This is a genomic window from Chryseobacterium sp. CH25 (assembly GCF_004119455.1).
Taxonomy (GTDB): Bacteria; Bacteroidota; Bacteroidia; order Flavobacteriales; family Weeksellaceae; genus Chryseobacterium.
This window is the reverse complement of the sequence record NZ_NRQT01000001.1, coordinates 1,083,904-1,104,411: the sequence shown is the minus strand read 5'-3', so window position 1 is coordinate 1,104,411 and position 20,508 is coordinate 1,083,904. Positions and strand designations below refer to the sequence as shown.

Sequence of the window (20,508 nt, the reverse complement as noted above, 5' to 3'; positions counted from 1 at the left end):
ACTTTTTATGATTTCTTTTTTGCAGAATTTGAAAGATTGTACTGCCAGTCGCTGTTCAGGAAGATTTGCTTAGTCAGCACTTTGAATGATGGTTCTTTTTACATCATTACCTTTCTGTTCCAGTTCAAGGGTTGTTACGCCACCTGCAAATAAGAATTCAATTTCAACCTTATTGGGAGATACTTTATAGCTGATGGTTTCCAATCCGTCCTGATGAATTTCTTTTTCACTGCTTTGTTTAGGTAATTCTGAAAGAAGGAGTTCTGCTTTTTCCACTTCTTTTTCTCTGATGGTCTTCTGATAGACATCTTCCATTGTACTTTTAGGGAAGATACATTCCAGCTGAGTTTCATATTCAACGGTTTTCTCTGTGCATTCTTTTAATGTAGGAATGATCTTACTTTCTTCAATGGTCTTGTCCTCAACAGCGTTTTGTGCTGCAGGAGCTTTTATAACAGAACTGTCTTTCTTCAAGGTTTCTGTTTCATTTACAGTATGTTTTGTATCGTTTTTACAAGCTGTTGTCAGTAACAGGGTAAGAGCGATGAAGCTTATCTTTTTCATAGGGTTCAAGATACTCCTTTTTGTGAATAGGTTTATTCACTGTTTATAGGGATTTTATTGTTTTATTCTGCTATCCCTTTTATTCTGCTGTAGAAACCTTTTACAATGCGAATGATGAAATAGCTTTAGCTCTTCATCGGTTATGTTCAGACGGAAATCTATGGAGTTAAGAGAATTTCCGTTAAGAACCTTATCGTCTAAAAACCAAATTGATTCAAAACCAAGAGAAGATTTATTAATTTTGTGGAAGTGAGAAGTGATGGTACAGCCATTTCTGAGCTCTAAACATAATAGTATGAAAAATAAATATTTACTGAGCCTTTTTATCTTATCATCAGCATTCCAGTTTGGGTATGCAGGAAACTTACGGTTTAAATTTTCGGAAGTTTCTGTAGCAAAGCAGGACACAATTAGAATTAAGGAAAGTCTTAATGAAGAAGATATTGAACCTAATGAATATCTGAAGGACCGCTTAAAACCTATTCAGGCGAACTTTAAGAGAATCAATTCTATTACAAAATGGACATCCATCAAAAAGAAAAATATTGAAGGAGAGTCTGCTGAAGGCGGAGAAGCTACTTATTACTATAAAAACAAACGTCTGGAAAAGATTATGGCCAGACATTATGGTGAAACGGGACAAGTTCTGATTGAATATTACCTGCTTAACGGAAAATTATCCTTCGTTTTTGAAAAAGATTATGAGTACAATCGGCCGCTTTTCTATGATGCAAAGGCCATGAAGGAAAACAATGATACAGAAGTCTTTGATTTTGAGAAATCAGAGATTACAGAAACTCGTAATTATTTTGAAGGTGGATCCCTGTTGCATATTGTCAACAGCCAGGATTGTGGAGCACCTTTCAGTGGAGATTATATGAGAGAAGAAGATAAAAGGATGAAAGATGATTTTAAAAGACTTCTCAAACTGGAAAAAGAAAAGTAGATGTTTTTTTCTTACGACATAGAGACATAGGTGATTAGCGATAAATGAATCATTTTAATCCTGAAAATCTTAGATTTTCAAAAACTTAAGTGCTCTTTTCATACATTAAGCATTAAACTTAAAAAACTTAAGTGTCTAAAAACTTTTGTGCCTTTTGTGGTTTAAAAAAGCTTTATTTGACCTCCTTAATAAGAGAAAGACGTTCCTCCACCTCTTTAATTTTAGTAATCCAATAGTTGATACCTTCCTGATTGGTTACCGTTTTCTTAAAGGCATTGCGGTTTACTGTCCATAGTTCGGATCTGTTTTTTTGATACTCAATTTCACGCTCCCTTTTTGTTTCCGGCTCAATGCGATATCTCCAATAGACTAATGAGTGCATGTATTCTGCACGTATTTTTTCAAAGTAAGCGATAATAGCTTTACGATCCTGCGGAATATATCCCGGCCCGGAACAGCCACAGGAATGAAAGGTAATTCCTACAGTATACAGATCCCGGATATGTGCCCATTGTTTATGATCATTTTTTGCCGGCGATTCAAAGTCCAAACCCATATTGGCCATCAGGTTCCCACATTCGGGGCACTTGGCTTCCACGGAGATCTGAGCATCTCTGTCTACATCTTTTAAGACGCGGCGTTTGAATGTTTTCTGGCAATTGAAACAGGCATAATGACATTTATAAACCATCATGGCATATCGGCACATCGTGTTTTTTATTTAATCGTTAGTATATTCTTTGTATTGGTGTCTATTTTGGTGTAAAATTATAAATTTTTATGAATTATTAATGAAATAATTGTTAGCTAAGGAAGATTTATTATTTTTTTTATCGAATTAAAAATAAAGCAGACCAGTTTTTATTGGGTAAAAGAGATAATCCTATGCCGGCTAGCCCCTCTAAAAGGCCTATATTATAGACATATTCATCCCCCGATTTATAGAGAAAACAGCACTGCTCATCTTTGGGAGAATAATAAGATTCTGTAATTTCTTGCCAGTAATCACCGGCTTCCTTAAATAGAATATTTCCGGTTTGATCATAAAATGAATGGTATATCGAAGAAATACCGGCACTTCCATGACATAACGAAGCATCGGTTACCTTACTGGAATCGTCATGTTTTCTAAGGGTTGTTTTTGAAAGTATCTCCAATGCTTTATCCTGCAGATTTTTATCCTTAATCAATTCGCCTATTTTATAAAGAATACAGGCTATGCCAAGGTCTCCGTAGCACCAGGCAAGTCGTGATGCGTACTTTGAATTTTCCTTACTGCCTTCAATGACGGAAGGAAACACAGATTCAGTATCCTCCTCTGATGCATAGGTTAAAAATTCAGATACCGTTTTTTTGATAAAAGAAATATCATTGTCGGAATCTGCTATGCAGGCCAAAAGAAAAAGGTTGGGCAGAAAGCCATGGGAAATACCAAAATTTGAAATGTTGTCTTCCTTATTTTTAGGACTCTGCCAGAATAAATCAGTCTTTTTGCGGATGATGGTTTCCTTAAGCGTATGCAAAAGATCTTGATCAAGATTTCGGATGTCCAGTCGGTGATTCAGAAAGGGCATCAGGAGACCGTTTCCACCATAAAAAAAGTCGAAATTGTCGTTTTCAAATTCTTCAATAGCCTGTTCCAGCATGATATTACCGATATCTTCAAAATCCAGAAAATCCAGAGCGCACCATTGAGAGTTTTCCAGATAGTAAGAACAGGAGAGTACTCCCGCCAGTCCTGAAGCATAGGAAAGATCAATTCTTTCATTTTCAATATCATCGAAAATAAGATCCCGATATCCTGCTATTTTTTGTTCAGCAGCCTGATCGTACAATTCAGGATAAGCACTAAAATAATGATGAAGAAATATCAACTCTGAACAGGCTCCGTTCATAAGCCCTATATGTTGGTGTTCGTAGTTTAATATGTTTTTATATATGTGATGAAGTATTGACATTGTTTTTTAAGCTGAAAAATTGTTTTTTTAGGATTTTTTCAATGAAGCAGTAGATTAAATACTCATGCAGTCTGTTGTCGCTTCTCACAACACGGATGATATGCATATGGATGATATTGGCAAGATTTCCGAATGTATTCTCATCTGTTATTGCCGGAAGATCTTTCTGAATCTCCTTACGGAATCTTGTATGAACAGGGGAGAGTATTCCATCTGTCTCATTGATGATCCGTTCGAACTCATCGGAAAAACCTTTATATTTTGCATTGATAAATGACGTTTTTAATGGCGACATATTAAATTCACGTGCAAGACTGTTTTTTACTCCGCTTACAAACTGTAGCTGATTTTCCGTATTGAGATTGAACAGACTGAAGTAAAAAAAGATATGCTGTATAGGATACATCCATAAAATATCAGTATTGGCCTCTTCAATATTTTTTTCGATAATAGAAGCAGCAATTAATGAGTCATAAAAGAATATTTTTTCAAAAACCGGAGTTTTATCACCATGATATCGTTCGATTTCTCTTTCATAAGTATCATATGAAATTCTGTGTACTTTTTCACCGAGATACTTTTTCAATAAAGCATTGAGATGAGATTTGATCTCCATATGGTTGTTTACAGGGGCAAAAATCCTGAATCTCAAATGGAAATCGGGATCATAGTATTTTATATAGAAAAAGTGATCTATGAGTTTATTGGATTGCAGGAAACCAAGAATACCTGCCATTTCACAGATCAGAAGATCAGAAAATACTTTCCCGGTGTAAATTTTTAAGTAAATACAGTTATCAACCTCAGGAAACAAAGATCTTGAAACTGTAAGATGCTCTGTCTGCTTACGTTTGATTTCATATTTCTGTTCAAATTTTTCGTTTTTAAAAAACAATAAAAATTCGTTATTGATCATTTTTCCTTCTGTATTAAAGGTAACAGGAGTAAATTGATCCGACAGAGATTCTGTTATTTTTAATTTTTGCTTCTTTTTGAGCTGTGTTAAAAAGGTTTTTCTTGATATTTCCTGATTTAAGAGGATATATAATTCATTGTCTCCTTCTGAAATGAAAAAATTACCCTGTATATTAAGCAGATCAAGGTTTTTATCAAAATGGGCAAGAGCCTCTGAAATACTTGTCTTTTTATTTTCAAAGAAATCATGATATTCAATCTGCCAGGTTGCTTTCTTGACAATGAAATTTCCTTTTTGCAATCTCGGGAAGAATTTAAAAAGGTTTAATAATGAATCCTCATTAATTAATAGGCTGCTGTTATACTGAGCCTGAAAATCGAGAAGAAATTCAAAAACAGGACTGTTTGTAGGGTGCATAATATTATATGCATTGGAAAATACCGGAAGTACATTTTTACCCAGCGATTTTGACCGCAGAACAACCTGATCGTTCACAACAGAAACATACAGGTCGTTGAGATCTATTTTCTTCTTACCGCTGATTTCATCAATATATCCGATATAGTATTCTGTATTGATTTTTCTTTCTATTACATTTCCGATTTTTTCAGACGGAAGATGCACAATTTCAGCAATGATGGTATCTTCATCATAATATTTTTTTTCCTGGTCATGAATTTCATCCAGTGTGTGGGCAATGTCTTTATGGTCAGAAAAGCGCCCCAGAATTTTTCTTGGTGAATTAAATGAAATATAATCAATAAAATAAACAGGATTGCCTGTTTCTTTATCTAGAAAAATAGATGCTTTATAAGATTTGAATGGGAAGAACTCACTGACTTTTTCCGGGAGAAAAGTTTCTTGATTTTGTCCCAGTTCATTAAGGTCAATGCTTGTTTTTTTATTTTTAAGACAGTTCAGAATAGGGTAGGAATATTGAACCTCTTTTTGATTGAGGGTCATATTTTCTTCCCGTATATTTTCTTTTGGCCATGCCAGGATCAGATTGCCTGCATCCACATTTTCGGAGTTAGCAAATTTTCCGTATCCTACCCCAAATTCAATATCCAAAGCATGTAGCAAACTTACTTCCTGCTGGTCATATTTTTTAGTAAAGCTCTTTTTAAAATTGACGATTCTGTAAGGAGTCTGATTTTCCAGAGTACTGAATCTTTCAAAAATAGAATCACTTTTTTGAATATCATCCAGGAACCTTTTAGGCATGGTATCTGAGGTCTCAAAAAAAAGATCAATATGTAAAGGAACTTTTTTCTGTTCAGGATTTGAAAGAATTTCAGCAACGTTTTTTTCTGTATTACATAAGTCTATGTACTTTTTTAGTTCATGAAATTCTGAATTCTCAATATTTTTATCGAGGAAATTGATGATATGTTGTGTTTCACTTCCGGAATAAGACTGAGACGGGTTGATTATCTGTTCGTCTTTGAGTTCATGGAAAAATTCCTCTGCCTCCTCCTGTGTAACGTCATTTTCAGTTTGAATAAAATGAATGATTTCTTCAGCAGTTCTCTCATGCTTACAAAATCTTGTGATAGAACCTATAGATTCATCTTTTTCTATTGTTATTAAACGGTAATCTCTTCCTATAATTCCTGTGTAACACTGAAGAAATTTGTACTCATCAAAAATTTCATACAATGTATTATTGGTGAGATAGGTTTCATGTTTTTCCAGTGAATTTACTGTTTTGTAAAGGTATTCCGAATCAAATCTCAATACCGGATAGGAATGCTTCCATGTTATTTTGGTTACAAAAGATTCTGATGAATTTTTAAGTGAACCTAAACCGGAAAACAATCCGAAAGGGGTGGGTCTTGTAGTATATCGTGAAAGATATTTATATAATGAAATTTCAAGTTTTTCTTTTTGCTCAGCATTTTTTTTGAAAACTCTTTTGTCACCTCATGATAAAAATTTAATGACGACAGCTTAATAGCATCCATTACTGTTTGATTACAGGAAATATTTTCAATGACATCTGATGTTGCATAAAAGCGGTTTAAATCATCAGGTGAAAGAACCGGAGTTCTCAATATTGTGTAATGAAATGGAGTGTATTGCTTTGAAGACATAATATTTTTAAGTTGGAGATGACAAAAGAGATCAATTGTTTAATTAGCAGTTACCACAATCTGCAGTACAGTTTGCTTTTGAACAGTTTAGCAGGTGAGTATGCATAAATTTAGACATACAACCGTCTGAACATCCTGCAGTAAACAATCCTACATTTCCATCCATATCGATGGCTTTACCTCCTTTTATTTCTAAAAGGTTGTTTTTGCTTAAGTTTTGTACATTCTTTTTTGAGATTGTCAATTTTTTGTTTGAATTTTTCATAGTAATTTAATTTTATTTAAAAAAATGTTGAGTTGCTTTGGTGAGCCCTTGCCAGGCATTGCCGAGGGCATGTATCATCTCATCCGGTTCGGCTACAAGATAGAACAGAACAACAGGAATGACAGGTATTAAACTTAATAGAACAGCTAATACCGGAGAAATCAGATACATTCCGAAAGGGTGTCTGAACTTGTTGTCCATATTACCTGTAATCGCTTTAAAAATGATAAGCATTCTGTCTCTGTAATATAAAAGGATGAGAAAATCAAGAATAATATAATAGCTAAGTCTTGATGCAAAACCATTTACCATAGATGGATCCATAAAAGTAATATCCATGATTAAAATATTAAAGGCAATGGGCAGGAAAAAAAGAGCTCCTATGATAACGGTTTTCTTATAAAGAAGAAGTGCGCCACATAATACCTGACAAATACCAATGATTATTTTAAACGGATTGTGGTCAAAAAGATACCACATCACCTTGAAAAGGCTGAGATCTTTGATGGGTTTATTTAATTCCTCAGGAGAAATACCAAACTGTCCGTCATCGAAAAATTTAGCGTATCCAAAAGACAGGAATTGCCATGCAAGCAAAACCCGACATATCAGGATGAAATAATCCCAATACTTACCCTCAAAAGTCTTTTTGGATATAGTAATCATTATGGTTATTAAGTTTTTTTAAATATATAATAAAATTTTAAAACTTATATAATAAATGCAATAAAAAGTGTGAAATTTTATATGTTGTATATATTTTTTTCTTCAGATTAATTCTTAATCTATTGTCTATTAGTGATTAATGTTGTTTTTTTAGTTCTCAATTATTTATTTTCTTCATAGCTGATTCCCATAAAACTGCTGGCACTTCGCGGATCGTAAACCGACCAGATGCTTCCCCAGGGGAAAATGAAAGTACAGGTTGGATAGGGCGTTTTCTTTTTCCGGGTTGGTAGCATTCCCAAAATTGAGGTCAGGAACTTATTATTTCGGTAAAATACCTGCATTTCTTTTTCTTCCGTCCATTCATTCCAGTCTTTGGCATCAGTGCTTTCCGATGTACTCATTTGAATACTGTGCAGATGATCTCCCAAAAAGCAGAGGCTGAAAGAAAGTTGAAAGCTTTCAACATCTATGCTTTTGAAATAATACCAAAAATACCCGGTTTTCACATCCCACATACTTTGATACTTTTCTTTATAAAAATCAGTCTGTTTCAGCTGATCCAGCAATAATCCTTTGTAAAGCTGAGTGTCAAATTCATCCAATTCAACAGTCCCGTTTTCATTATTAACCAACATATTAAAAAAATAAAGCTATAAATATACCCGTTCTTCTTTACAGACAACGAATAATATTTACAGCTTTCAGTAGAAATAGAAAATATCGGTGCTACGGATTTGATATAATTAATGTTGATGGAATATCGGAGAGCCAGAGACTCTTCGTATCAATAAGGTTTTTCCAGCTTTTGCTGCTGATGAGCATCAGATCCTGAGAGTTCAGGAACTCTTTTTCAATTTTTTTCTCGTTATATAATGTGATATGGTTAGGTGCTACCTGTTCGATACTTCGGATCAGTTCTTTCACCTCTATATTGTTGCGGATCTGTCCTGCTGCATCCAGAATAATGATCTGAGAATTGTTGTTATTAATAAGTCTTTTAGCATATTCAAGAAGGTAAAAATCACTCAGATTGAAAATAGGGACGAATACCTTATCTGCAGCTGTAAAATCTTTTTCTACCAGTACACCTACAGGAATATTGGTTTTATCCAAGATTTGAAGCGTAAAATCGTCAAAAGGAGAGTTGTTGAAGATATTTCCCTTGCCTTTTACTGTGTTCAAAAGCTTTTCAGGATTAATGATTTTAGTGGTAAAGCCTAATAGTCTTCCTAATAAACTTCCTTCATACATAGATTTTCCAAGCATAATCAGCAGGAGATCATAGTGACCTTTGTTGGTAATGCTGGTCAGGTCATTTTCTATATCGGTAGAAGCTTTAAAAAGGGTAGTGACCTCCAGATTTAACTCATGAGATTTTTCAATGACATTCTGAAACTGAGATTCTTCATATTCATCCATATCATAAGCATGCATTTCATTTACGGGAGCAATATTCATAGCAGTAATACTTTTATTACCATTCATTTTATGGGTGAAGTCGTGAGCCAGTTTTAGCAGTGTACTTCCGGATTCCGGCTTGTCAAAAGATAGTAATACCCTGTATTTTGAATCATTGGCCATATCAATAGATTCATTTTCATCTTTTTTAGATTTGAAAACAAAATTAACAAAGTCTAAAGCAGGGCCTGTCATGAAAGTAGTAAACAAAGCCATAATCACCAACATTGCAAAGATTTCCGGGCTTAATACCCCAAGATCATATCCAATGTTCAGAACGATAAGCTCCATTAATCCTCTGGTGTTCATCAGAGCACCGATGGTTAAGCTTTCTTTCCAGTTTATTCCTACAAACTTGGCGGTGAGGGCACTTCCTGCAAATTTTCCAATAACAGCTGTTAAAATAATGAATCCGGCTGTCATCCAAAGGTGGCTGTCATTCAGTAAACCGATTTGAGTACGGAGACCAGTGAAAACAAAGAATAACGGAAGAAGAAGCACCAATGCTACGTCTTCTACTTTATCGATAAATAAAGTACGGAATTTAGTGTTTTCAGGCATAATAGCCCCAGCCATAAATGCGCCGAATAAAGCATGAATTCCGATTACTTCAGTAATATATGCTGATAAAATCAAAGTAAGGAAGAAAATAGCGACCATCGGCTTACTGATGGTATTTTTACCAGCCTGAAGATCCCCGATTCTTTTCAGGAACGGTCTTACGATCTTAATCATCAGAAGAACATAAGCAATGGCCATAATAATAACATAAATGGAGCTTGTAAAAGAACCAGCCTTTACAATGGCAATTACAGCTGCCAAAATACACCATGCCGTAATATCATCTGCTGCTGCACAGGTAATAACAATGGTTCCGAGTTTCGTTTTTTGAAGGTTTCTTTCCTGAACAATCCTTGCCAATACCGGAAAAGCCGTAATACTCATGGAAATGGCAATAAATAAAGCAAAAGAGGTAAACTGTATGCCTGTAGGGGCAAATTCCTGATAGATAAAATAAGATAAGCCAATTCCAAGAGCAAAAGGAATAATAATACTGGCATGGCTGATAACTACTGCATCATGAGCTTTTTTTCTTAAAACACTCAGGTCCAGTTCCATTCCTACAATGTACATGAATAAAATTAGTCCTATCTGGCTCAGAAATTGTAAGTTTCCTAATGATTCTTTGGGAAAAAGGAATGCTGAAAATTCAGGAAAATACATTCCTACAAGAGACGGTCCCAAAACAATCCCTGCAATCATTTCTCCAATTACAGAAGGTTGCTTGAACTTCATACAAACCCATCCGAAAAGCCTTGCTGTAAGGATAATCGTTACAATCTGTGCTAATAATAAAGCTAAAGGATGGTGAAGATTCGTTTTAAATGATTCCTGAAAGTTATCCCAGGTAGATCCGGTACTTGTTTTAGTGACAATATTCTCCTTAATCTCCAATGTCTGTCCTTCCATAATGAAGAAGTACATCAGGCAGGAAAAAACTGCTATGGTAGTGATGTAGAAAATTAAATTTCTGTATTTCCCCCAATTCATGATTCCTAATATTTTGATGCAAAGTTGGTGAGAATAAATTGAGATTAAAATACCTTGTTTTTAAAATGTAATGAATAGGGTGAAAAATGTAATAAAAATCTTAGTGTTGAAATAAAGTTTTTAAATGTTCTTTTGTCTTGAAACAAAAGAACGAAAAATTCAAAACTTGGAAACTTCCGCTAAAAATGAAGACTGTTCTCTAAAAACTCTAAACTCGTGCGGTAGCTATCTATTTTTATTATCAACATTTGTCCCGCACTCAAACAATAGAGTTTTCTTAACGTTCACAGTCTTCATTTTTTTTACGCTCCAGTTTCCTAGGTCGCTTAAAAAGCCAGCAGATTAACTTTGTTTGTGAAGTAGATTTAGAAGCTATTTTGTAAACAGCTCCATTAATGAGCTTTTGTAGGCATCCCCAATCTGAAGTTTCAGGAAATGATCATCCTCAGCAGGAATGGTTGTAATAACTTCATTGGTTCCTAATACTTTGATGGAAGATAATGCAATGATCTCTTTTTTATTAACCTGAGCGAAATCCTTAGAGGGAAGCATTTCCAGAAGGTTTTTAAAGTTGAGGTTCTTTAAAACGATGCTAGTTCCGTCATTCAGAATAATATCCTTATCGCGACTGTCAATTTCTGAAGTTTTGATATAAGCAATTTGTTCCGTCAGAATAACCGTTTTACCAATATTGCTGTTCCATTCAATAAAAGTTTTCTTCTGAGTGGAATTAATCTGTTCTTTAGCCTTTTCAAAGGCCTGTACCAGACGCTCCTTTTTTATCGGCTTTCTTACATAATCAACCACATTGAGGTCAAAAGCTTCTGCTGCGTATTCTTTATAGGCGGTAGTGAAGATGATTTTTTTAGAACCGGAGATGATCTCAGCAACCTGAAGACCGGTCATTCCCGGCATTTCAATATCCAGAATGCAGAGATTGCAGTCAAGCGAATCAATTTCGTTCAGGAAAATTTTAGGATCATTAAATGCCTTTATCACTTCTACGTCATCAATCTGTTCACATAGAAGTTTCAAATAGCTGATGGCTAATAATTCATCATCCAGAATAACGCATTTTATCATAGAATTCTCCTAAATTGATTTTTAATTCAGCTGTGAAGATACCGTTTTTTGAACTCTTTTCCAGATGATAATGGGTATTGTAGATCATTTTTAACCTCTGATCCAGAGACTGGCTTCCAAAACCGCTTTTCTCCTTTTCCAGGCTGTTTTTTAAGGAAGCTTTATTGCTTACTTTCATGGTAAATACACGGTCTTCAAGCTCCATGAAAATAGAAATGAAGGAATCCTGTGCCAGGAAATCTGTGTGCTTGAAAGCATTTTCAATAAGATCAACGGAAATAAGCGGGGCAAAAACCTTTTCTTCATAGATCGAATCCGATTTATTAATCTTGAATTTGATCCTGAAGTCGAAGAGAGGATTCACCTTTATTTTATTGATCTCAATAAGGCTTAAGGCGAAGTTCAGTTCCTCTTTGGGACTTACATATTTATTATTGCTTTCATATAAAATATAATCCAGAACATTGGCCAGTTTATCCAGAGACATATAAGTCTGATAAGCATGGGATTGAACCGAATTAAGAATGTTTTTAAACAGATGCGGATTCAACTTGGTTCCGATGTGTTCCAAACGTACTTCATTAAGCCTTTGTTCAATGATCTTATTGGATTCTGAAAGTTTGGTGTTTCTCTGTTTCAGCTTCTGATTTTGACTGAACAGATAAATACCTACGGTAAGAAAAAGGAAAATGGCAAAAACTCCGATGAATATCAGATAATCATGAATCATGTAGTAATTGCCTTCCATAGAATTTCGATTATTGAAACTATTTAAGCTTTTTAAGAGTGTTTACCGTTAGAGTTTCTTCACACTTTTCAAAAGTAATCTCGTAAGACGGATTTTTTTCAGGATAGGTGATCAGGTACTCAGGGCATGGCTTCTTTTGAGCATGGCTTTTGTCAAAATCCACTTTTCCGTTGGTAATGATGCTGTCTTTTACAAACTTTTCATCAATCTTATAAATACTCATAGCAGCTTTAGCTTCGTCAGAATACTTGAATTCCTTAGAAAGAGATTCGGCAATCACACGGCTGTTTGGCAAATAACCGCTGCAGCTTGCCCCTTTTTTGTTTAATATAAAGAATACGATAATTAGCCCCGGAACGAAGCCTATTGCATAAAATTTAAGTTTTTTCATTTAGAAAATTAAAAGATTGATATCGTGGTACGTAAGTCCGAAACGGTCACAGATGATCTTTTTAGTATGTCTTCCTTTGTACATATATAAGCTCTGCTTCATTTCATTTTTGCGGATCAGCATGTTTTCAAAGCCGCCCTCTTCATCATAATTTAAAATATAGGAAAGGAAGAAGTTAGAGATAGCCTTTGTAGTGGTTCTCGGCATTCTTGAAGTAAGGTTCGGAAGTCCGCAGTGGATAACCCCATGTTTAATGATATAAGGATCATCCATAGTGGTTAATTCTGAAGTTTCAATAACCTTACCGTTGTCTATGGTAATATCAATGATGACACTGCCTTTTTTCATTTTCATGACCATATCTTCAGTCACAATAGGCGTCATATTTAATCTTGGAAGGGCTCCAATGACTACATCAGCACGTCTTAAACTTTTGCTGAGTTCTTTAGGATCGATGATGGAAGTTGGTACACGGCTGTCTACCATGGTGTGAAGTCTTCTTAGTTTTGACAATGAGTTGTCAAAAACTTTTACACTTGCTCCCAGGCCGATGGCTGCTTTTGTAGCAAATTCACCTACAATTCCGGCTCCAAGGATTACTACTTCAGCAGGTCTTACTCCTGTAATCCCACCAAGCATTAAACCATTAGAAAGCGCCAATAATTCTGAAGCATATAAAATAGAAACGGTTCCTGCAATTTCACCAATTAGTCTTACCAATGCAAGCTGCTTGTATTCATCCACGATAAATTCAAAGGCAATAGCATTTATTTTTTTCTCTGCAAGCTTAAGGAAATATTCCTTATCTCTCAGATTGATCTGAAGTGCTGAAACCATATACGTATTAGGCTTCATCAAATCAATTTCATCCAGAGTAGGAGGGTTGATTTTCAGGATCAGATCCTGCCCGAATGCTTCTTTAGGATCATTGGTGATTCTTGCTCCAGATTCTGAATATTGTAAATCTGTAAAAAATGAACCTTCTCCGGCTCCTGATTCTATGATAATTTCATGGCCGTGCTCTACCAACACCTGTACGGCGTCCGGAGTAATGCAGGTTCTCCTTTCGTTGAGACAGGTTTCTTTGGGAATTCCAATACTGAACTGTTTTCCCTTCTTTATAACCTCCAATTTTTCCTCTTTCGGCATCAATTCTTCTTCTGTGAAAGGAGTAAAAATATTTGTACTCATCCTTAAATTAAATTATGTCTTACAGATTGTTTTTTACACTCAATTAATAAGCAAAGATACATAATATTTACTCGAATGAAATTTCTCTGTTTTCACCTGTATTCACAATACTCATTGTGTGGTAGTTGAGCCCGTAGAGCTCCTCTTCATACACTTCCGGCCACTCAATGATGCATAGAAAAGAATTGTCAAGGTATTCTTCAATCCCAATATCATACACCTCTTCGATGTTTTTTAAGCGGTAAAGATCAAAATGGAATATTTTTCCTTTTGAAGTGCTGTATTCATTAACAATAGAGTAGGTAGGAGAACTAACTTCATCATTACTTCCCAGATTTTTAAGCAAGAATTGAGAGAAAGTAGTTTTTCCTGCACCCAGATTTCCCTTTAGTAAAAGGATATTATGTTTTAATTCAGGAAGAATGCTGTGAACAACTTCCTGCCAGTCTTCGATTGTATGTATAGTGAACTGCATAGGCTGATTTGTTTGCAAAAATAATGAATAAGTTTTAGAGTAGAGGTTTGAAAGTATTAGTGTTTTAGAGCGAGAGAATGAGATCATAAGAAAAGTATTTGGCTTTTTAAGGCGGGAAAAACTAAGGATGTAGCTGAAACTATTCTAAAGTGATATTCTTTATTCATCTTTGATGAATCTTAACTTATCTTATCAACTTCATTTTTATTAATAGTTTAATTCTGATAAGAATGTAATTGATTACTTTTACCCAAAAGAATTACAATATAACTCTCTTCTCAAATTTTCCAACTTGGATATAAAATACTTAATTTTGCAGTATGATTTCTAAGCAGACTATAGACAAAATTTTCTCAACGATACGTGTAGAAGAGATAGTAGGAGAGTACGTTCAGTTGAAAAGAGCAGGGTCTAACTTTAAAGGGCTCAGTCCTTTTCATGAAGAAAAGTCTCCAAGTTTTGTTGTTTCACCAAGTAAGCAGATCTGGAAAGATTTCTCTACCGGAAAAGGAGGAACAGCGATCTCTTTCCTGATGGAAATTGAGAACTTTACTTATCCTGAGGCACTTCGTCATGCTGCAAAGAAATATGGAATTGAAATTGAGGAGGATCTACGTGAGATTTCTGAAGAAGCAAAGCATGCTCAGACGGAAAAAGATCTGTTGTATAAAATTCATGAAGTTGCCAATACTTATTTCCAGGAAATTCTTTGGGATGATCAGGAAGGCAGGAGTATAGGTCTTTCTTATTTTAAGGAAAGAGAATTAAAGGATGATATCATCAAAAAATTCCAGCTTGGATATTCTCCTGAGCAAAAGAATGCATTTACAGCGTATGCTTTAGAAAAAGGCTATACAAAAGAAATACTTGAAAAATCCGGACTTTCTATTTTTCCGGAAATACACCAGCCGGAGTAGACCGATTCCGTGAAAGGGTAATTTTCCCGATTCATAGCTTTTCAGGAAGAGTTTTAGGTTTTGGAGCCAGAATTCTTAAGAGCAATGTAAAAACAGCAAAATATCTCAACTCACCGGAAACGGAGATCTATCATAAATCCAATGTTCTTTACGGATTAAACCAAAGTAAGCAGGCTATTTCAAGAAAGAATGGCTGTCTTTTGGTGGAAGGATATATGGATGTGATTTCCCTTCACATGTCCGGAATTGAAAACGTAGTAGCGAGTTCCGGAACTTCACTTACTACGGAGCAAATTAAACTAATTAAGAGACTTACAGAAAACGTAACGATTCTCTTCGATGGTGATAATGCAGGTATTAAAGCCAGTTTCCGAAGTATTGATATGCTACTGACAGAAGGGATGAACATCCGTGTTCTGCTTTTCCCGGATGGTGATGATCCGGATTCCTTTGCCAGAAAACATCCACAGGAATATGTAGAAAAGTACATCGAGAATGAAGCGATGGACTTCATCGACTTTAAAGCGGAGATTCTGTTAAGAGATGTAGGAAATGATCCGATTAAAAAAGCAGAAGCCATCCGTGATATTGTAAAGTCGGTGTCCTTTGTACAGAATGCGCTGAAAAGAGAAGTTTATCTGAAGGAAGTTTCCAATAAGTTCGGACTTTCGGAGCAGAGTTTGTTCAATGAGTTGGATGTTCAGAAGCAGATTACTCAGAACCAAACCCATCATGTTCAGCACCAACAGAAGGAAAAAGCAGCTCCAAAGCTGGAAATTGTTCCTCTGGATAAGGAAAAAGAAGATCCTTTTTTGTTTGATGTCCTGTTTATGGAAAATAAGCTGGTAGATCACATGCTGATGTTCGGAGATATTGTTCTGAAAAGGAGAAATGAAAACAATGAAGAGTATCAGATAACAGTTATTGAAGAAATTCTTCATCATTTGAAGAAGAGCAGTATACATTTTTAGTCAAAGAAAATGAGATCATTATCAATCAGGTGAAAGAGGGGATTCAGAAAGATGAGCTGAGAAGTGGAAACTTTTTTGTATCTTTTATGGATGAAGAAATTACTACAAAGGTGGTAGATGCGCTTATTCCTTTGGATGAATTGGAAAACTGGGCTTCAAGAAATATTTATCCGCCTAATTATGGGGATAAGGTTGCCGATCAGATTACAGGGGATGTTTTACTTCATAAATACAGATATATTGATTACCTGATTACAGAAACCGCTAAGGAACTGGATCAATACAGCAGTACGGATGAAGTAAAGTATTATGAGCTGATTAAAAAAATTACTCTTTTGAAACAGGCTTCTATCCGATTAAGTAATATCATTGAGTATTCTCCGATCAAGGGAATTTATATAGATAGAAAAAGATAGTTTAAAGACAAAAGATTTCCGGATTCTATGACAAAAAGTCCTATAAAATTTTAGGAATAAATATTGTAATTTAAACTTTGAAAATATTTTAAAATAATACATAATATAAATATGGACATTAAAAAAGAATTCAGAGATTTCTCTGTAAAACATTTAGGAAATAACGGTCTTGCTACCGATCAGTATATGGGAATGTATGGGCCAACGAACTTAACTCCGTACATCATGGAAGAAAGAAGATTAAACGTTGCTCAGATGGACGTTTTCTCCCGTCTGATGATGGACAGAATTATCTTCCTTGGAACTGGAATTGACGATCAGGTAGCGAATATCGTTACAGCTCAGCTTTTATTCTTAGAAAGTGCAGATCCGTCTAAAGATATCCAAATCTATATCAACTCTCCTGGTGGAAGTGTATATGCAGGTTTAGGTATTTATGACACTATGCAGATCATTAAGCCGGATGTAGCGACTATCTGTACAGGTATGGCTGCTTCAATGGGAGCTGTATTATTGGTTGCCGGAGAAAAAGGAAAACGTTCTGCGCTGAAGCATTCAAGAGTAATGATTCACCAGCCTTCAGGAGGTGCTCAGGGAGTTGCTTCTGATATGGAGATCAACTTAAGAGAGATGTTGAAATTAAAGCAGGAGCTTTATGATATTATCTCTCATCATTCAGGACAGCCTTACGAATGGGTAGAGAAATCTTCTGACAGAGATTACTGGATGACTTCTGAAGAAGCTAAGAGCTTTGGAATGGTAGATGAGGTTCTTCAGAGAGCAGAGAAAAAATAATTGATACTACATCATATTGAAAAACGCATCCAAATTGGATGCGTTTTTTGTTTTAGCTACAAATACACGAATCATTTATGAGTAGTATATCCGCACCCAATAAATATAATGAAGGAAATCACAATTGAAGACGTGATATTCCCCTCCTCTGGAGGGGTGTCAAATCAAAGATTTGACGGGGTGGTTAAACAATTCTCGCCTACTTCTTCACAATCTTATGCACCGTAGAACCATTCTTCGTCTTAATCTCCATCCAATACACATCAGTATTTAGAGATTTAACATTAATCTTTGTTGCCTGAGAAGTCATTACTTTCTGTCCTAAAGAAGAATAGATATTTACTTCTATGATATTTTCAGGAGATTCAATCTGAATAAAATCACTGGTTGGATTTGGATAAATACTGAATGAAGATTTCTTATGTACTGAAGAAACAGACAAAGTTGCATTACTTGCTTCAGTAGGAGTGAAAGGTCTTCTGTCTCCAAAGCTTAAGCCCAGCCATGTGTTGTTGCTCAATTGGATCTGGCTAAGATCAGTTTTTTTCTGCCAGCTTGAAAGATCCTTTCCGGAATATAATTTCCAGCTTTCTGCTCCGGAGCTGTTTCCGGTGAAAGTATTTAATGATAAATTAGAAATCTGATTATTGCTGGAAGTAAAATTGAAATAAGGAGCCTGAGTTTGAATAAGCTGTAGTGCCTGTTCCGCTGTTAGAGTACCATTATATTGAATTCCAAAAGCAAAAGAATTGGCATTGCCATTAGCACTATGAGTTCCAAAATCTACTACAACCAGACTTCTGTTGTTTCCGGTTCCAATCCAGTTGGTAATTTGGGACGAAGTATACCATTGAGAACTGTAGGCAGGCATTGGCGTTGAAGGTGGAATATTGAAATTGTTTTCATCGGCTCCATAAGTAATTCCAAACCATAAGCCATCTGTTAAAGTGGTATAGCCTACACCATTATTTTGATTGGACATATTTCCGGCATTTGATCCGGTCCAGGTAATCCAGTAATCATCTGTACTTGGAGTATGGTGATTGTAGGTGAAACTGTACAGAAATCCTGAAGGAATGTCAGCCTCTATTTTAGGTTCTGCAGCAACAATAGCATTAACCATGTCTTCTGCAGTTAAATTATTGCCATCAAAACGATAGCCCCATGCATAAGAGGTAGGGGTATTGTTGTCATTGAAATCGGCAATGAAATAAGCCTTTTTAGAACCGGTTCCTACCCAAAATTTGATGTCATTTTCATTAAATTGAGCAAAGAATAACTGCGTACAAAGCAGTAAGAAAAAAGATAGATTTTTTTCATGATATAATTAAATTAAAGTTTTATTCCCGAAACTTATTAATAAGAAAAAAGCACACTCTGTAGTCTTAATCCCAAAATTAAAAATGCATTCAAGGCAGGTCTCCTGGCTCGCATCCTATAGCCCACCTTCCCGGACGTTTATCCAGTGGTATATCACAGCTATAGGTAAAACAGCTTACAGTTGCGGGTACAGCTCAGGATTTGAATATAATTCTCACCTGATTCCCTATTATGAACAGTGTTCAACCTTAAAAACGGTGCAAATATATCATATAAATTTCTGATATCAGTTTTGTGAATTATATATCAGTTTCCGTTTTTTTATAATGAATTTTGTTGATTGATAATGAATTGAAGTTTTGTATTTTATTTTCCGGATTAAATAGATTGTTTTGTTGTTTATATTGAATTCATCTTGAGGTTTCTATTGTTAAAATATAATTATCATTGTATTTAAGATCAGTTTACAATCAATTTATACTTTCGCGCCATAAAAGTTAATATGAAAAAATTACTATTATCTGTTCTGGTGATGTCTGCAGTATGGTCATGCAGTAAAGACGATGACAACAGTATAAATAATCAGGATATTAATTATTCTAAACTTCCGCAGGAGTTTCCTTTTACAACGCTGGCAACAGTGAATGGAGTAGATGTCATTAATGGCGGATTCGGTTCCGGAGCGGTAGCGCACCCTACAAGAAAAGGAGAGTTTTATGTTATTACAGACCGTGGTCCGAATACCGATTATAAGAGCGGAAAGAAGTTTTTAGCCCCTAATTTTACTCCTACTATTATGCATTTTAAAATTAATGCTGAAGGAAAGATAGAAGTTATTAAATATATTAAACTTAAAAATCCATCTGGGCAACCGATTACAGGGCTTCCAAATCCTGTGGGAATGGGAAGTACAGGTGAAGTAGCTTATGATGCGGCAGGAAATGAACTGGGGACAGATAAATATGGTTTAGACAGTGAAAGTATTGTAGCAGCACCAGATGGTACATTCTGGGTGTCTGATGAATACGGACCACATATTGTTCATTACAGTGCCGATGGAGTAGAGCTGGAAAGAATAAGCCCGATAGGGGTAAATACAGGAACCAGAAAATTACCGGCTGTTTTGGCTAAAAGAAGAGCCAACAGAGGAATGGAAGGACTTTGTATAACTCCGGACGGAAGAACATTGGTAGGAACAATGCAGTCAATGATGTTTGTTCCGTCAAAAGCTTTGGCAACAAACACAACCTTAACGAGAATTGTAACTTTCGATATTAATACCGGGAAAACGAAACAATATCTTTATAAACAGGATGGTGGTGCTTCTGACTCAGTTTGTGACATAACAGCATTAGGGAATAATGAATTCCTTGTTATTGAAAGAGACGGAAATTTCGGAACACAAGGTGGAATTAAAAAAGTATACAGAATCAACCTAAGTGATGCAACGGATGTAACCGGAACCGACCTTACAGCCGTAGACGGAATGAAAGTAAACGGTAAAGCTTTGGAACAATGTAGCTGGGATGAGCTTACCACAGCAGGAATTAAACCTGTTTCTAAAAAATTAGCGGTAGACCTGGTGGCAAAATTGGGCTATGAGCATGATAAGTTTGAGGGAATTGTTTATCTAGGAAATAATAAACTGGCTGTTTTCAATGATGATGATTTTGGAGTAGTAGATGACGGAAGCGGAAACCCTAAAGCTAAAATCCTTCCTAAAACCGGGAAGGTTGACAAAGGAACTATGTATATAGTCGATATTCAATAATTAGATTTTT

Annotated in this window: 17 protein-coding genes, 2 pseudogenes and 1 riboswitch; of the genes and pseudogenes, 4 read left to right on the top strand and 15 right to left on the bottom strand. The window is 35.4% G+C overall.

The window, feature by feature from the left end:
- Positions 1–69 precede the first annotated feature (69 nt).
- Positions 70–564: a hypothetical protein gene (locus BOQ64_RS04855; protein ID WP_129058189.1), complete on the bottom strand. Its 495-nt coding sequence runs from the start codon at positions 562–564 to the stop codon at positions 70–72.
- Positions 565–859: 295 nt separating this feature from the next.
- Here BOQ64_RS04855 and BOQ64_RS04850 point away from each other — a divergent pair, with 295 nt between their 5' ends.
- Positions 860–1,510 carry a hypothetical protein gene (locus BOQ64_RS04850; protein ID WP_129058190.1) on the top strand — a complete coding sequence of 217 codons (651 nt, stop codon included), beginning with the start codon at positions 860–862 and terminating at the stop codon, positions 1,508–1,510.
- 172 nt (positions 1,511–1,682) lie between these two features.
- Here BOQ64_RS04850 and BOQ64_RS04845 read toward each other — a convergent pair whose 3' ends face one another.
- The 13 genes and pseudogenes from BOQ64_RS04845 to tsaE all read right to left on the bottom strand — a co-directional run bounded on the left by BOQ64_RS04845 (position 1,683) and on the right by tsaE (position 14,308).
- Complete coding sequence (locus tag BOQ64_RS04845) at positions 1,683–2,219, bottom strand: hypothetical protein (protein ID WP_129059648.1); 537 nt, start codon at positions 2,217–2,219, stop codon at positions 1,683–1,685.
- A 121-nt stretch (positions 2,220–2,340) separates the two neighbouring features.
- Positions 2,341–3,405, bottom strand: a complete 1,065-nt coding sequence (locus tag BOQ64_RS04840) for a lanthionine synthetase LanC family protein (RefSeq protein WP_164975751.1) — start codon at positions 3,403–3,405, stop codon at positions 2,341–2,343.
- Positions 3,406–3,442: 37 nt separating this feature from the next.
- Complete coding sequence (locus tag BOQ64_RS24480) at positions 3,443–4,384, bottom strand: thiopeptide-type bacteriocin biosynthesis protein (protein ID WP_129058192.1); 942 nt, start codon at positions 4,382–4,384, stop codon at positions 3,443–3,445.
- A gap of 105 nt (positions 4,385–4,489) precedes the next feature.
- A pseudogene (locus BOQ64_RS24475) lies at positions 4,490–6,268 on the bottom strand (lantibiotic dehydratase); the annotation flags it as partial.
- 252 nt (positions 6,269–6,520) lie between these two features.
- Positions 6,521–6,742 (bottom strand): class I lanthipeptide, encoded by a 222-nt coding sequence (locus BOQ64_RS04830; RefSeq protein WP_129058195.1) that lies wholly within the window; start codon positions 6,740–6,742, stop codon positions 6,521–6,523.
- Between the two features lie 12 nt (positions 6,743–6,754).
- Positions 6,755–7,408 (bottom strand): hypothetical protein, encoded by a 654-nt coding sequence (locus BOQ64_RS04825; RefSeq protein WP_129058196.1) that lies wholly within the window; start codon positions 7,406–7,408, stop codon positions 6,755–6,757.
- A gap of 161 nt (positions 7,409–7,569) precedes the next feature.
- A complete protein-coding gene (locus BOQ64_RS04820; protein WP_129058197.1) occupies positions 7,570–8,046 on the bottom strand; it encodes a hypothetical protein in 477 nt (158 codons plus the stop codon).
- 91 nt (positions 8,047–8,137) lie between these two features.
- Positions 8,138–10,420, bottom strand: a complete 2,283-nt coding sequence (locus tag BOQ64_RS04815; protein ID WP_129058198.1) for a cation:proton antiporter — start codon at positions 10,418–10,420, stop codon at positions 8,138–8,140.
- A 372-nt stretch (positions 10,421–10,792) separates the two neighbouring features.
- Positions 10,793–11,503 (bottom strand): LytR/AlgR family response regulator transcription factor, encoded by a 711-nt coding sequence (locus BOQ64_RS04810; RefSeq protein ID WP_129058199.1) that lies wholly within the window; start codon positions 11,501–11,503, stop codon positions 10,793–10,795.
- Positions 11,478–12,251, bottom strand: coding sequence for a sensor histidine kinase (locus BOQ64_RS04805; protein ID WP_129058200.1), 774 nt, complete (start codon positions 12,249–12,251; stop codon positions 11,478–11,480). Before BOQ64_RS04805 ends, BOQ64_RS04810 begins: the two co-directional genes overlap by 26 nt.
- Positions 12,252–12,270: 19 nt before the next feature.
- Positions 12,271–12,642 (bottom strand): hypothetical protein, encoded by a 372-nt coding sequence (locus BOQ64_RS04800; RefSeq protein ID WP_129058201.1) that lies wholly within the window; start codon positions 12,640–12,642, stop codon positions 12,271–12,273.
- Positions 12,643–13,833 carry an alanine dehydrogenase gene (locus BOQ64_RS04795; RefSeq protein WP_129058202.1) on the bottom strand — a complete coding sequence of 397 codons (1,191 nt, stop codon included), beginning with the start codon at positions 13,831–13,833 and terminating at the stop codon, positions 12,643–12,645.
- 67 nt (positions 13,834–13,900) lie between these two features.
- Entirely contained in the window at positions 13,901–14,308 is a 408-nt protein-coding gene (tsaE, locus tag BOQ64_RS04790) for a tRNA (adenosine(37)-N6)-threonylcarbamoyltransferase complex ATPase subunit type 1 TsaE (protein ID WP_129058203.1), read from the bottom strand.
- Between the two features lie 320 nt (positions 14,309–14,628).
- Here tsaE and dnaG point away from each other — a divergent pair.
- Positions 14,629–16,612, top strand: a pseudogene (dnaG, locus tag BOQ64_RS04785) (DNA primase).
- Between the two features lie 111 nt (positions 16,613–16,723).
- Entirely contained in the window at positions 16,724–17,407 is a 684-nt protein-coding gene (gene clpP / locus BOQ64_RS04780) for an ATP-dependent Clp endopeptidase proteolytic subunit ClpP (protein ID WP_129058204.1), read from the top strand.
- A 199-nt stretch (positions 17,408–17,606) separates the two neighbouring features.
- Here clpP and BOQ64_RS04775 read toward each other — a convergent pair whose 3' ends face one another.
- Positions 17,607–18,530 carry a T9SS type A sorting domain-containing protein gene (locus BOQ64_RS04775; protein WP_129058205.1) on the bottom strand — a complete coding sequence of 308 codons (924 nt, stop codon included), beginning with the start codon at positions 18,528–18,530 and terminating at the stop codon, positions 17,607–17,609.
- A gap of 272 nt (positions 18,531–18,802) precedes the next feature.
- Positions 18,803–18,993, bottom strand: a riboswitch (cobalamin riboswitch).
- 236 nt (positions 18,994–19,229) lie between these two features.
- Between BOQ64_RS04775 and BOQ64_RS04770 the strand changes: the two genes are divergently transcribed.
- A complete protein-coding gene (locus BOQ64_RS04770; protein WP_129058206.1) occupies positions 19,230–20,498 on the top strand; it encodes an esterase-like activity of phytase family protein in 1,269 nt (422 codons plus the stop codon).
- The last annotated feature ends 10 nt before the right edge of the window (positions 20,499–20,508 follow it).